This window comes from Arthrobacter sp. TMN-50 (assembly GCF_054511125.1).
The window spans coordinates 339,720-353,762 of the sequence record NZ_JBTNDG010000002.1; the positions used below are offsets into that span (position 1 = coordinate 339,720).

Sequence of the window (14,043 nt, forward strand, 5' to 3'; positions counted from 1 at the left end):
TTAGGACTCGGCGGGGACCAGCCACACCGAAGCGTTGGTGGCGAGGCGACCGCCGTCGACGGCTGCCTCGCTACTGGCCAGGATGATCCGGTGATCGTTCGGCAGGTCGATGGTGGCAGCTCCCATGTTGGCCAACAGGAGCACTGCGCCGTTGCGATAGGAGAGGATCCCCTCCTGGGGGCTGTTCAGGGGTGTCCACTCAAGCTGGCCACCGCCCAGCGCATGGCTCTGGCGCAAACCCAGCGCGCTGCGGTACAGCTCAAAGGTTGAACCGGTCACGCCTACCTGGACGTCGGCCGCGTAGCCAGCGAAGCTTGACGGCTGCGGTAGCCACGGGGCCGCGCCCGGCGCGCTCACGGCGTCGTACACCCCGAACCCAAACCCCGGCGCGTCTGCTATCCAGGGCAGGGGAACCCGGCAGCCGTCCCGGCCGATCTCCGTTCCTCTGGTGCGGGCGAAGGTGGGATCCTCGCGGACGCCGTCGGGGAGGGTGGTGTGCTCGGGAAGGCCCAGCTCGTCTCCCTGATATAGGTAGGCGGAACCCGGTAGAGCCAGCATTATCAGGGCCGCCGCCCTGCCGCGGGCGAGGCCCAGCGTCTCATCCGGCTGCTCATGGTCGGAGCCCAGCCCCTTGGGGAACTGGGTGGGGTCCTGAAGGCCGAACCGGCTGGTGTGGCGGACCGTGTCATGGTTGGACATCACCCAGGTGCTCGGTGCACCCACCTTGCCAGCTTCACTCAACGACTCGGTGATGCTCTCTGTCAGCTGGGCAGCGTCCCACCCGGCCAGCAGGAAATCAAAGTTGAACGCCTGCTGCATTTCGTCGTGACGGACGTAGCGGAACAACCGCTCGGCCGGTTCAACCCACGCTTCTGCAACCAGCATGCGATCGCCGTCGTACTGCGCCAGCACCCTGTTCCATTCGCGGTAAATGTCGTGCACCCCCGGCTGATCGAAGTAGGGCGGGGTTTGGTCGGGGTCGACCGGTTCCGGTTCATCGGATTCGCTGGGCCGGCCCGAGTTACCGCCGTCGATCATGCTCGCCTGCTCGGCCCAGTCAGGGAGCCCTTCCGCCTTGACCATGCCGTGCGCCACATCGATGCGGAAGCCATCCACGCCCCGGTCCAGCCAGAACCGCAGCACCGAAATCATCTCGGCACGCACCTCAGGGTTGTCCCAGTTCAGGTCCGGCTGCTTCGTGTCGAAGAGGTGCAGGTACCACTGACCGTCCGCGAGCCGGGTCCACGCGTTTCCGCCGAAGATGGACTGCCAGTTGTTCGGCGGCAATTCGCCGTGAGCGCCGAGGCCGTCACGGAAGATGTAGCGCTCGCGTTCCGGCGATCCGGGCGCGGCGACGGCGGCGGCCTTGAACCACTCGTGCTCGTCCGAGGTGTGATTCGGCACCAGGTCCACGATCACTTTCATGCCTGACGCGTGAGCTTCAGCGAGCATTGAGTCGAAGTCAGCCAACGTGCCGAACAGGGGGTCGACGTTGCGGTAATCGGCGACGTCATACCCGGCGTCCGCCTGCGGGGACACGTAGAACGGGGACAACCAGATGGCATCCACTCCCAGCTTCCGCAGATAGGGAAGCCTGCTCCGGACGCCCGGCAGGTCGCCCATCCCGTCGGCGTTGCCGTCCGCGAAGGACCGGGGATAGATCTGGTAAATCACCGCGTCCGTCCACCAGGGGGTGGGGTTTGCAGCTGTATCGGTGGAGTCGCTGACAGCGGGTGCTGAGGCAGTCATTTACTCTCCTAGGAGAAATTGGCGAGGGGAATCAGAAGATTGGGGCCTAAGAGCACGTCACGATTCGGTATCAAATGCTGTGACATCTGGCACATGTATTGTCGTTATGTGCGTAAGCGCTTACATTCATTCTACCAAACGCTTAGGCGGGACAAGCTTTATGGGCTGCCACCGCCAGACAAAGGAGTCTTTTCATGGCGACATTTCGCACAAAGAAATCGCTGTTGCCGATAGCGGCACTGGGCGTACTGACACTGGGTCTCTCCGCTTGCGGCAGCGGGTCCGGAGACGATGGCGGTGGGGCCGGAGACGAGCCTGCGGCTGACTGCGCGGCCTACGAAACCTACGGGACTTTCGATGGCGCTGAAGTCAGCGTCTACGCCACCATTGTGGACACTGAGGCCGAGCTTCTCGAAAATGCCTGGGCAGACTTCGCGGAGTGCACGGGCGTAGAAGTCGTTTACGAGGGGTCCAAGGAGTTCGAAACCCAGATCGGAGTCCGGTCGCAGGCAGGCAACCCGCCGGACATCGCGATCTTCCCGCAGCCTGGTCTATTGGCTGCCGAGGTTGCAGGTGGAAACGTGCTTCCCGCCCCGTCCGAAGTTGAGGCACTTGTTGACGAAAACTGGTCAGAGGATTGGAAGGGCTACGGCACCGTCGATGACGTCTTCTACGGCGCGCCGATGCTTGCCAACATCAAGGGTTACGTTTGGTATGACCCCACTGTCTTCGCCGACAAGGGGTGGGAAATTCCTGAGACACTCGACGAGATGATGACACTCACCGAGGACATCGCGGCCGAAGGAACTATGAAGCCATGGTGCGCAGGGTTTGAATCGGGCGAAGCGACCGGCTGGCCAGGAACCGACTGGGTTGAGGACTTCGTCCTCCGCCAAGCCGGTCCGGAGGTCTACGACCAGTGGGTGAATCACGAGATTCCATTCAATGATCCGGCGATCGTCGAGGCCTTCGATTCGGTAGGCGCCATCCTCAAGAATGAGGAATACGTGAACGGCGGTATCGGGGATGTCCGTTCGATCCTCTCGACACCATTTGCTGATGCAGGGCAGCCGGTACTCGACGGGACGTGCGCCATGCACCACCAGGCTTCGTTCCAGGCGGCCAACTGGCCCGAGGGAACTGTAGTTGCCGAGGATGGCGACGTGTGGGCGTTCATGACGCCGGGCGTTGAAGCTGGTGGCGGTGCAATTACCGGTGGTGGCGAGATCGTCGCTGCGTACGCCGACCGCGAAGAGGTCGTTGCCTTTCAATCGTTCATGGCCAGCGGAGAGTTCGCCAATGCCAGGGTGTCTCAAGGTAGCGGAATCAGCGCCAACCTTGCGCTCGACCCATCAGTGGCCACCTCTGACCTGGACCGCCAATCCATCGAACTGCTGCAGAGCGAGGACACCGTCTTTCGCTTTGACGCATCCGATCTGATGCCGGGCGCTGTCGGCTCCAACTCCTTCTGGAGCGGCATTGTGGAGTGGATCAATGGCTCGGAGACCGAAGAGGTCCTCGACACCATCGAAAGCTCCTGGCCGCAGTAACTCAGAGGCAAACCTGGCGTTCCTTCGTTGAGGAGGAACGCCAGGTTTGTCCTGACATTCTTCGCACTGTGCTCGGCATCGTGTCATTCGCTAACGCGAATTCTTGCACCAACCGTTATCGCACCAAGGAGGCTGCGCAATGGAGGATCTTGGTAATAAGTTCCTGCAGGTGATAGTGGCGATGGCCATCTTCGCCGCCATTATCGGATTGATCATGCTCATAGTTGATCGAGCGCCCAAATCGTTCCGGGATAAGGCGACAGTCATTGGCTTCCTCGCCCCGGCGGCGATCCTTCTAGTCGTTGGAATGATCTGGCCCGCGCTGCAAACCGCGCTGCTAGCCTTCACCGACCGCGACGGTAACCTCAACGGCATCGAGAACTTCGTCTGGATGTTTACCGAACCGTCGGCCCTCATCACGCTCCGAAACACCGTGCTTTGGGTCATCCTGGTGCCGCTTCTGGCATCCGGGATCGGCCTGGTATATGCCGTCTTCATCGATAAGGCCAAAGGGGAGCGCCTCCTCAAGGCGCTGGTGTTCATGCCAATGGCCATTTCGATGGTGGGCGCGGGCGTCATCTGGCGTTTCGTATACGCCTATAAGGGGCCGGAACAGGAACAGATTGGTCTGCTGAACCAAATTCTGGTCTGGTTCGGTGGCGAACCTCAGCAGTTCCTGCTTGACGCACCCGGCAATACCTTTTTTATGATCGCCGTGATGGTCTGGATCCAGGTGGGCTTCGCGATGGTGATCCTCTCGGCCGCGATCAAGGGCATTCCGATGGAGATTGTGGAAGCTGCCCGGCTGGACGGGGCGTCCGCGTGGCAACAATTCCGTGACATCACCATTCCCTCGATCCGTGGCGCGCTGGTAGTGGTGGTCACGACCATTACCATCATCACCTTGAAGGTCTTCGACATCGTGCGCACCATGACCGCCGGAAATTACGACACCTCGGTGATCGCCAACGAGATGTATACCCAGGCCTTCAGAGCGAATGAGCCGGGCCGAGGCGCGGCGCTGGCCCTCGTCCTGTTTCTCATGGTGCTACCGGTGGTCGTCTACAACGCACGCGTACTCAAGCAGCAGAGGCAGATCCGATGAGCTCGACGCCTACTATCCCGCCAGTTCCTGCATCAGGCCAACCCGCGGCGACGCCAGCCGGTGTGCAACCGCCCATCACCCGCCGGGTGAAGCAGAAGCTCACTTCCCGCGGTGCCACGATCGCCGCGATCATCATCGCTACGGTGTGGACTGTCCCCACCCTCGGCCTTTTGATTTCATCTTTCCGACCGGAGGAGAACATCCAGCGCAACGGCTGGTGGAACGTGTTCGGGGATCGACAGTTCACGGCCGACAACTACGTGGATGTGCTGGTCTCCGGCGGGAGTCAGTCGCCAAACCTCGGCCAATACTTCGTGAACTCGCTGGCTATCGTCATTCCCGCCACTATCATCCCGCTCGTGATCGCCGCCATGGCGGCGTACATGTTCGCCTGGGGGAAGTTCCGGGGCAAGGACACGATGTTCGTGTTTATCTTCGCCCTGCAGATCATTCCCCTACAGATGGCGCTGATACCTCTTCTGAGACTGTTTGTGAACCTTCAGATCGGCGATTTCCAGCTGCTGCCGTCTGGATCCTATGCCCAACTGTGGATTGCACACTCCATCTTTGCCCTCCCTCTCGCCATCTTCCTGCTACACAACTTCATCGCTGAGATACCTGGTGAAGTGATCGAAGCTGCGCGAGTGGATGGCGCGGGCCACGCGACTATTTTCTGGCGAATCATCATCCCGCTGTCCGTGCCCGCGCTTGCCTCCTACGCCATTTTTCAGTTCCTTTGGGTGTGGAACGATCTGCTGGTGGCGCTCGTATTTTCGGGTGGCACTGGCGATGTCGCTCCGATCACCCAACGGTTGGCAGAACTCACCGGTACACGAGGCGGCGAATGGCATAGGCTCACCGCTGGTGCCTTCGTGTCAATGATCGTTCCGCTCTTGGTTTTCTTCGGGCTGCAGCGATACTTTGTCCGCGGTCTGCTCGCGGGTGGCCTCAAGGGCTGATCCACGATGACCAGCATTGACGACGTCGCCAAGTCAGTCGGAGTCTCTACGGCGACCGTCTCACGGGCGCTGCGCGGGCTTCCGGGGGTGTCTGCCGGCACCCGCGATCGAGTGCTGGCAGCTGCCGCCAGGCTTGGTTACGTCCCATCGTCGTCGGCGTCCGGTCTCGCGTCAGGCCGGACAATGGCGATGGGCGTGCTGCTGCCTCTGATCAATCACTGGTACTTTTCCGCGGTGCTCGCGGGTGTGGACCGCCAGCTCCGTGCCGCCGGATACGACCTGGTCGTGTTTAGCCTGGGCGGGTCGGGCGTCAACCGGCAACGGGTATTCCACCGGTCCATCCTGCGCAAACGCATCGACGCGCTTCTGGTGATGTGCATGGAGCTCACCGATGACGAGTTGCAATCACTGCAGGCACTTGAGTCGCCGACCATCGTAGTGGGCGGGTCAGTCAAAGGAGTCCGCCACGTGGGGATTGACGACGACGCCGCGGCCCGCGACGCCGTCGAGCACCTGATTGGTCTGGGACACACCAGAATCGCGCATCTGCGGGGCGGGGGCTCCTATGGCATCGAGTTCGAGGTGCCCCGCATCCGTGAGGAGGCGTACCTTTCGGTGATGGCCAGGCATGGGCTGATCATCCGGCCCGAATGGTCGCTGTTCGGGGACTTCCGTTTCAAACGTGGCAAAGAGGCGGCCCTTATCCTGTTGAAGGATCCGCACGACCGGCCCACGGCGGTGTTCTGTTCATCGGACGAAATGGCGTTCGGAGTAATCCGTGCCGCCGCCGAGCTGGGTATCAGCATCCCGGAGCAACTCTCCGTGGTGGGAATCGACGACCATGAGTTCGCCGATCCGCTGGGGCTGACAACCATCCGGCAAAGCCCCGAGGAGCAGGGGGCTTACGCTGCTGACCTTCTGCTCGCCGAACTGGACGGAGGCGTTCCAGTTACCGCCCCGGCCCCGCGCCCCCACAAGTTGATCCTCAGGACCTCCACGGCGCCACCCGGTGAGCAACAGGGTCGATAGACTCGGCAGATGGCTACCGAACTGACCTACCTGAACGATTTTGATGTGCTGACCGGCACCGCGCGTGTGCTGTCGGTCACCCATGACGATGACGGCCGGACCGACGTCGTGCTGGATCGGACCTGCTTCTATCCTCGCGGCGGTGGCCAGGACTGGGATACCGGCGTCATCCGGGACGCCGGTGGTGAGCACGCAGGGCACTCCAGCGGCGCCTTCACTGTGGACGAGGTTCGGCTGGATTCCGAGGGAGTGGTGCACCACCTTGGAACCGGCTCGATCGCGGTGGACGACGAGGTGTCATTGGAGGTGGACGCCGCCCGGCGGATGGTCAATACCCGGTTGCACTCCGCCGGTCACGTGGTCGACCTCGCCGTTGAACGGCTCGGCCTACCGTGGGTTCCCGGCAAGGGCGCCCACTACCCGCACATGGCGTTCGTCGAGTACAACGCGGCTGTGCCTGCCGAGGAGGTCGACGCCGTCGTCGCCCAGATCCAGGAGGCCGCGCGGGGCGTGGTCGACACCGGCAGCACCAACGAGATTCGGTTCATGCCTGTATCCGAGATGGGGGACTACTGCCGGAACGTGCCGGATAACATTCCCACCAACAAGCCGGCGCGGATTGTGCTGTATACAGCTGATTTCGGCGTACCGTGCGGGGGCACCCATGTGGCGGACGTCAGTGACATCGGCACCCTGACTATCACCAAGATCAAATCGAAGAAGGGTCTTACGAAGGTGTCCTACGCCGTCGACGGGATCAACTAGCGCCGTCGGCTGTCTGCTACCGGGCTTCCTGCCGACTTTACGTGGGAAGAGAGGGGATGGCGAGGCTAGTGGGACTGGTGGGGTCCAGCGTACGCGCGTTCCGGTGAGCGTTCTGGACGGGTCGGGTCAACCTCGACATGGGTGAGCGCTATTTCGCACCCAAATGCCCAGATTCCTCTCCGGGACAGGCGGCGGCGGGACAACGACGACGACGCCGGGGCAGGTGGCCTGCCAGCCAGCTAGTTCGCGCGGGCCAGCTGGCGGATCGGAATCCAGCGGGAGGCAAGCCGGCGGTACGAGGCGGCGGCGCCGGTCATGTCCCCTTCGGAGAGGCACTCGATGCCCATGCGGACGTCCATGGGGGACTCGTCGGGGAAGACCAGGTCGGCGACTGGGCCGTAGTCCAACTCGACGACCGCGTCGAGGCGGAACAGCTGGAGCCACTCGATGATGTCGGTCAGATCGTCGAGCAGGTCCAGTTCCGGTGCGGCAATCGCCAGGGACGCCATCGCGTGCTTGGCCCGTTCGATGCACTGGTGCACTGCCGCGGCAACCCGGACCGTGCGCACCTGCCCGCCGTCCTCGATTACCTCGGTCAGATCGTCCTCGTGGATCAGGACGAACCAGGAGAACGGGATTCCCCACGTGGCGGAGCGGGTGTGCAGTTTGGCGGTGGTCTCGGCGACTGTTTCGGGGTCGAGCCGTGCCTGATGCGCGTCAGCCGCCGCTTCCGGGAGCAGCACGTCAACGAGGGGGCCGCGGATGGTCTGGCCCAACGATTCGGCTGCCAGGGACGTGCGGACCGCGAGTTGGTTGGGGCAGTAGTACTGGGCGGTGATGCCGTTGGTGCCGGGGAAGTGTAGTACCCGGACCAGATCAGTGCCGTGGTGGGGGAAGGGGTCTGACACCTGCCTCAGGATGCGTTGTAGCGAGTTGCGTCGCTCAATCCCCTCGGTGTCCTTGCGGTCGCGGGATCGCTGTTCCAGGATGACCAGTTGTTGGGCATCGCTGAACGCTTCAAGTGGTTCGAAAACCCTGAGGAATGAAACGTAAGGGAAGGTGTGGCCGGTGGCGGCCGGGTCGATGCCCGCCACCAGCTATCCCAGCTCCACAACGACCGGGGCATGGTCGGAAGCACCCTTGCCCTTGCGTTCCTCGCGGTCGATGGAGGCGCCGGTCACGCGCTCGGCAAGCGCCGGGGAGGCGAGCACGAAGTCAATGCGCATGCCCATCTTTTTGGGGAAGCTCAGTTGCTTGTAGTCCCAGTAGGTGTAGACGCCAGGACCGGGGGTGTGCGGCCGGGCGACGTCGGTGAAGCCTGAGCTCTCGAACGCGTGGAACGCTGCACGTTCCGGCGGACTGACGTGGGTGTAGCCCTCCCGCTGGAACAGGTCAATGTCCCAGACGTCCTCATCCCGTGGTGCGATGTTCCAGTCGCCGGTCAGGGCGATCTGTGCCGTCGGGTCGGCTTCGATCCAGCCGAGGGCTTTCTCTCGCAGGGTATCCAACCAGTCAATTTTGTAGTGCATGTGCGGATCATCGAGGGAACGTCCATTCGGGACATAGAGGCTCCAGACCCGTACCCCGCCGCAGGTGGCACCGATGGCGCGGGCCTCCTGGATCGGTTCGGCGTCCTTCCCGAAGAGGGGTTGGCCCTCGAAGGTGCGTTCGACGTCGTCGAGCCCCACCCGGGAGGCAATTGCGACGCCGTTCCACTGGCTGAGGCCGAAGTGGGCTACCTCGTAGCCGTTGGCCTCGAACAGATCCCAGGGAAAATTTTCGTCCTTGCACTTGGTCTCCTGGATTGCCAGGACGTCGACGTCGGAGCGGGCAAGCCAGGCTTCGACGCGGTCCGCGCGGGCTCGGAGGGAATTGACGTTCCAGGTGGCAATCTTCACAGGGAACACGTTACCAATGTCCTGGGTGTCAGCCCCGCCACCAGGTGTCGCGGATGGTGACCGGGACGGTCCGCTTGTGCCGGGTAGCGGTGTGGCGGCGTTCGATGGCGAGGGCGGCGGCCTCGTCGATCTCCCTGCCTTCCAGGTAGTCGTCAATCTGGTTGTAGGTGATTCCGAGTTCATGCTCGTCGGTGCGGCCGGGCTGGTGATCGAGGAGGTCGGCAGTCGGCACCTTGGCGTAAATCTGCTCCGGCGCTCCGAGTTCCTTCAGCAGTGCCCGGTTCTGACGCTTGTTCAAGCCAAACAGGGGGAGGACGTCAGCGCCGCCGTCGCCGTACTTGGTGAAGAACCCGGTGACCGATTCCGCTCCGTGATCGGTGCCGATCACCAGGAGGTTGTGTTGGCCGGCGAGGGCATACTGGGCAATCATCCGTGCCCGGGCCTTGATGTTGCCCTTGGTGAAGTCGGACAAATCCTCGCCCGTAGCGCTGGCATATTCGGCTTCGAAACCGTGCACGGGCGCCACAATGTTAAACGTCCGCTGGCTCTTGGGTTTGATGAAATCCAGGGCCGCCTGCGCGTCGTCCTCGTCGTGCTGCTCGCGGTAGGGCAGCCGGACCGCGATGAAATCGGCGTCGGCTCCCTCTTCGGCGAGTTCGGTCACAGCGAGTTGCGCCAGCCGGCCCGCCAGGGACGAATCCACTCCGCCGCTGATCCCGAGGACAAAGCCGTTGGTGCCAGTGGTCTTCAGGTAGTCCTTCAGGAAGGTGACCCGGGCACGGATTTCCGCTGCAGGGTTGATGGTGGGCTGCACACCCATCTCCTCGATGATGCTGGCCTGTTTTTCGCGCATGGGGAAAGGCTACTACGGGGGCGTTCCCGGTGCGTTACGGCGAATCCCACCGGGCCGCACCCAAAGAGGCCGCGTCCATGGAATGAAGCCCGCTACTGCCTGAAGGCCGCGTCGAAGGAGGCGCCGGAGGGGCCGAAGTTGAACTGCTTCAGGAACGCCAACGCCTCCGGGGCCCCCTGCAACCGGTCCATCCCAGCGTCTTCCCACTCAACTGAGATGGGGCCGTCATAGCCGATGCTGGTCAGTGCCCTGAAACTGTCCTCCCATGGCACGTCCCCGCGGCCGGTGGAGACGAAGTCCCACCCGCGGCGGGGGTCACCCCAGGGAAGATGGGAGGACAAGATGCCGTTGCGACCGCCGCCCATCCGCATTTTCGTGTCCTTGCAGTCGACGTGATAGATCCGGTCGGCGAAGTCGGAGATAAACGCCACCGGGTCAATCTGCTGCCACATGAAGTGGCTGGGATCCCAGTTCAGACCGAATGCCGGGCGGTTCCCGATGGCTTCGAGGGCGCGCTGGGTCGACCAGTAGTCGTAGGCAATTTCGGAGGGGTGTACCTCGTGGGCGAACCGGACCCCGCACTCATCGAACACGTCGAGGATGGGGTTCCAGCGGTCGGCGAAGTCCTGGTACCCGGCGTCGATCACGTCCTGGGCGACGGGCGGGAACATCGCGACGTACTGCCAGATTGAGGATCCGGTGAACCCCACCACGGTGTTCACCCCGAGTTTCTGCGCCAGCCGGGCGGTGAGCTTCATTTCCTCGGACGCGCGGGCCCTGACGCCGTCGGGTTCCCCATCTCCCCAGACCCGCGGACCCACGATGGCCTGGTGCCTGAAGTCGATGGGGTCATCACAGACGGCCTGGCCCTTGAGGTGGTTGGAAATGGCCCACACCCGCAGTCCGTGGCGTTCGAGAATTTCCAGCCGCCCGGCGATGTAGTCGGCATCGTCCCAACGCCACGCGTCGAGATGGTCCCCGGAGACGGCGATTTCCAGGCCGTCGTAGCCCCATTCGCTGGCGAGGCGCGCCACTTCCTCGAAGGGGAGGTCGGCCCACTGGCCAGTGAACAGGGTGTAGTTGCGTGCCATGTGGTTCTCCTAGGAAAGTGTGAGCTCGGTAGGATCCCAGTTCTCGGGAAGGGGCTCCATTGCCGCTGCCGAGCTGGTCACCGGCACAAATGCGCCGGTGTCGACCGATTCGGTGATCGCGGCCATCGCATCGAGGATATGGAACCCTGTTGCACCCTGGGCGCGGTGGGGTTGGCCTGAGCGGATGGCACGCGCCATCTCCAGGACGCCGGTGCCCCGGCTGAATACGGATCCGATGGCGGGAATGACTTCCCAGCCGTCGGCGCCGTGTCGGTGCACCCTGACATCCCCGAAGAACTCGTTCGGATCGGGGAAGGCGATGGTGGCGTCGGTCCCGGTGATTTCGACGAAACCGGTCCGCGGGTGGGGCGAATCGAAGCTGAAGATGCTCTGCGACGACTGGCCGCCGTCGTACTCCACCAGTGCACTGACGTGCGTGGGAACCGATACCTCAAACGATTCGCCGGCTTTCGGCCCGGAGCCGATCACCCGGGTATCCCGCGACCGGGAGCCGACGGCGGCAACCCGCCGGATGGACCCGAAAGCCTGCACGAGCGTGGTCAGGTAGTAGGGGCCGATGTCGAACAGGGGACCTGCACCCTCCTGGAACAGGAAGGCAGGATTGGGGTGCCATGATTCCGGCCCGGGGGACTGCATAAGGGTCAGCGCGGTTAGGGGCGTGCCGATATCGCCACGCCGGATACTGCGTAGCCCTGTCTGCAGGCCAGCGCCGAGGAAAGTGTCCGGCGCGCAGCCCAAACGGACCCCCGCCTCCTCGGCGGCGGCAAGCAGTTCCATTCCCGTGCTCCGGTCCAGTGAAAAGGGCTTCTCGGACCAGACGTGCTTGCCAGCAGCCACGGCGGCGAGGGCCACCGGCACGTGCGCGGCAGGAGTAGTCAGGTTGACCACAATTTCCACGTCCGGGTGGGCCAGAGCGTCGTCGACACTGCCCGAGAGTTCGATGCCAAATTCGGCGGCACGGGTGCGGGCAGCATCCTCGAAAAGGTCAGCCACGATGTGGACGTGGAGATCGGGGAACGCGGTGAGGTTGGTCAGGTATTCCTTGCTGATGACACCGGCGCCGATCACGCCGACGCCGACCGGCCCCCTCACGCGCCGGTCCGGGACAGCAGGAACCGGCGACTGTCCTCGATCGCTTCAAACAGGTCGCCGGCACTGTCATCGAGTTCAACAACAGCCGTTTCGACCGTCGACGCCGCCCCCAGGACCGCGTCGATGTTCATCTGCCCGGCACCCACGGCGACCTGGGACCTATTGTCCCGATCGACAGCGCCGTCCTTGATGTGGATAAGCCGGACCCGGTCTCCCAGCCGGCCGAGCAGCGCCGCAGGATCCTGGCCGCCAACCGCCACCCAGTAGGTGTCCACCTCCAGCACCACCGATGAGTGGAGATGCCCGGCCAGGACCTCAAGGCCGGTGCGGCCCTCGAAGTCGGTCTCCACCTCGAACCAGTGGTTGTGATACCCCACCTTGAGACCATACCCGGCGGCGAGGGCCGCCGCTTCGTTGAGCTGACCGGCCGTTGCGGCGATGTCGGCGACCGACGTCCAGCGTTGCGGATCGACGAAGGGGTCGATTACGGTGCGCATGCCGAGGGTGCGGGCGGCCTCAAAGATTGCGGCCTGGTCAGCGGAGAGCAACGGCGCGTGACCGGACGGCGCCGACAGTCCGTTACGCCGCAGTGCGGCGGCTAGTGGGCCCGGATCGGCAGCAAAGTTGTAGGGCTCGACGTTGGTGAAGCCCATCGCGGCGATCCGATCGATGGTGCCATCGAGGTCGGCCTCAAGCGAATCGCGGACGGTGTACAGCTGAACAGACAGTTCCATAGTTACTCCTGGATGCAGTAGTGGATGCAGTAGGTTTTTCAGGCGGGTGCGACGGCGGTGCCCGTCCGGGCGGCGCTGGCTTCCAACGCGGCCAGCACCCGCTGGGTCGCCAACCCGTCCTCGAACGAAGGCGATGGTGGGGAACCCGTGTCGATTGCGGTGAGGAAGTCGGCTGCCTGGCTTGTGAAGGTGTGGTCCCAACCGAGGATGTGCCCGGCGGGCCACCACGCTCCAAGGTACGGGTGGGAAGGCTCGGTGACGAGTATTGTGCTGTAGCCCTGCAACCCAGCCGGTGTGCTGCTGTCAAAGTACCGCAGCTCGTTGAGGTGCTCAAGGTCGAAGCGCAGCCCGCCGCGGGAGCCGTAGATCTCAATTTGCAGCGAGTTCTTGCGGCCCGTGGCGAACCGTGAGACTTCCAGGCTGGCGACGGCGCCGGAGGCCAGCCGCAAGGTGGCCCAGGCGGCGTCGTCGACGGTGACCGGCTCGGGGCCTCCCGGGCCGGGACGTTCGGTCACGAACGTGTTGACCGTGCCCGACACTGTGGTCACGGGGTCGTCGAGCAGGAACGCCACCTGATCGACTGCGTGCGACGCCAGGTCGCCCAGGGCACCCGAGCCGGCGGATGCTTTTACGCAGCCGCCAGCTCATGGCGGCGCGCTCATCAGCGAGCCAGTCCTGCAGGTAACTCACGCGTAGCTGACGGACGTCCCCCACCCGCCCGTCAGAGATCAGGGACCGCGCCAGGGCAAGCGCGGGAAGTCGACGGTAGTTGAAGCCGACCATTGACTGGATGCCGCGGGTCCGTGCCTCGACGGCCGCGGCGGCCATTCGTTCGGCTTCCGCTACCGAGTTGGCCAGCGGTTTCTCCACGATGACGTGTTTGCCAGCGTTCAGGGCGGCAATGGCCAGTTCGGCGTGGAGATGACCGGGGGTGCAAATGTCGACAATCTGGATGTCGTCGCGTTCGAGCACTTCCCGCCAGTCAGTAGAGCTCTCGGCCCAGCCGAACTGGTTGGCGGCATCGGCGACGTGGTCGGAATCCCGTCCCACCAGGAGCTGCTGCGTCACGCGCGGCGTCGGGTAGAAGGCATTGACGTTGCGCCAGGCATTGGAATGCGCCTTCCCCATGAAGGAGTAGCCGAGCACGGCCACCCCGAGCGGACCGGGCGCGGCAACTGCTGGCCCGAGACGTTGGGG

Annotated in this window: 12 protein-coding genes and 1 pseudogene; 5 read left to right on the top strand and 8 right to left on the bottom strand. The window is 63.7% G+C overall.

Going from position 1 to position 14,043, the window contains the following annotated elements; genetic code table 11:
* Entirely contained in the window at window positions 1–1,749 is a 1,749-nt protein-coding gene (locus ACX80A_RS05585) for a glycoside hydrolase family 13 protein (RefSeq protein WP_459258685.1), read from the bottom strand.
* A gap of 194 nt (window positions 1,750–1,943) precedes the next feature.
* Here ACX80A_RS05585 and ACX80A_RS05590 point away from each other — a divergent pair, with 194 nt between their 5' ends.
* The 5 genes from ACX80A_RS05590 (at window position 1,944) to ACX80A_RS05610 (ending at window position 7,157) form a co-directional block, all read left to right on the top strand.
* A complete protein-coding gene (locus tag ACX80A_RS05590; protein WP_459258686.1) occupies window positions 1,944–3,299 on the top strand; it encodes an ABC transporter substrate-binding protein in 1,356 nt (451 codons plus the stop codon).
* 139 nt (window positions 3,300–3,438) lie between these two features.
* Complete coding sequence (locus ACX80A_RS05595; protein WP_459258687.1) at window positions 3,439–4,404, top strand: carbohydrate ABC transporter permease; 966 nt, start codon at window positions 3,439–3,441, stop codon at window positions 4,402–4,404.
* Window positions 4,401–5,363: a carbohydrate ABC transporter permease gene (locus ACX80A_RS05600; RefSeq protein WP_459258688.1), complete on the top strand. Its 963-nt coding sequence runs from the start codon at window positions 4,401–4,403 to the stop codon at window positions 5,361–5,363. The genes ACX80A_RS05595 and ACX80A_RS05600 overlap by 4 nt, the downstream gene beginning before the upstream one ends.
* A gap of 6 nt (window positions 5,364–5,369) precedes the next feature.
* Window positions 5,370–6,392, top strand: coding sequence for a LacI family DNA-binding transcriptional regulator (locus ACX80A_RS05605; protein WP_459258689.1), 1,023 nt, complete (start codon window positions 5,370–5,372; stop codon window positions 6,390–6,392).
* A gap of 9 nt (window positions 6,393–6,401) precedes the next feature.
* Entirely contained in the window at window positions 6,402–7,157 is a 756-nt protein-coding gene (locus ACX80A_RS05610; protein WP_459258690.1) for an alanine--tRNA ligase-related protein, read from the top strand.
* 239 nt (window positions 7,158–7,396) lie between these two features.
* Here ACX80A_RS05610 and ACX80A_RS05615 read toward each other — a convergent pair whose 3' ends face one another.
* The 7 genes and pseudogenes from ACX80A_RS05615 to ACX80A_RS05645 form a co-directional block, all read right to left on the bottom strand.
* Window positions 7,397–8,251, bottom strand: coding sequence for a hypothetical protein (locus ACX80A_RS05615; RefSeq protein ID WP_459258691.1), 855 nt, complete (start codon window positions 8,249–8,251; stop codon window positions 7,397–7,399).
* Window positions 8,252–8,254: 3 nt separating this feature from the next.
* Window positions 8,255–9,055 carry an exodeoxyribonuclease III gene (locus tag ACX80A_RS05620; protein WP_459258692.1) on the bottom strand — a complete coding sequence of 267 codons (801 nt, stop codon included), beginning with the start codon at window positions 9,053–9,055 and terminating at the stop codon, window positions 8,255–8,257.
* A gap of 28 nt (window positions 9,056–9,083) precedes the next feature.
* The gene (gene nadE, locus ACX80A_RS05625) at window positions 9,084–9,908 is read right to left on the bottom strand and encodes an ammonia-dependent NAD(+) synthetase (RefSeq protein ID WP_459258693.1); all 825 of its coding nucleotides are present in this window, start codon (window positions 9,906–9,908) and stop codon (window positions 9,084–9,086) included.
* A 92-nt stretch (window positions 9,909–10,000) separates the two neighbouring features.
* Entirely contained in the window at window positions 10,001–10,999 is a 999-nt protein-coding gene (locus tag ACX80A_RS05630) for a sugar phosphate isomerase/epimerase family protein (RefSeq protein WP_459258694.1), read from the bottom strand.
* Window positions 11,000–11,008: 9 nt separating this feature from the next.
* Window positions 11,009–12,112, bottom strand: a complete 1,104-nt coding sequence (locus ACX80A_RS05635) for a Gfo/Idh/MocA family protein (protein ID WP_459258695.1) — start codon at window positions 12,110–12,112, stop codon at window positions 11,009–11,011.
* Window positions 12,109–12,846 carry a sugar phosphate isomerase/epimerase family protein gene (locus tag ACX80A_RS05640; protein ID WP_459258696.1) on the bottom strand — a complete coding sequence of 246 codons (738 nt, stop codon included), beginning with the start codon at window positions 12,844–12,846 and terminating at the stop codon, window positions 12,109–12,111. The genes ACX80A_RS05635 and ACX80A_RS05640 overlap by 4 nt, the downstream gene beginning before the upstream one ends.
* Before the next feature lie 38 nt (window positions 12,847–12,884).
* Window positions 12,885–13,974, bottom strand: a pseudogene (locus ACX80A_RS05645) (Gfo/Idh/MocA family protein).
* Window positions 13,975–14,043 lie beyond the last annotated feature (69 nt).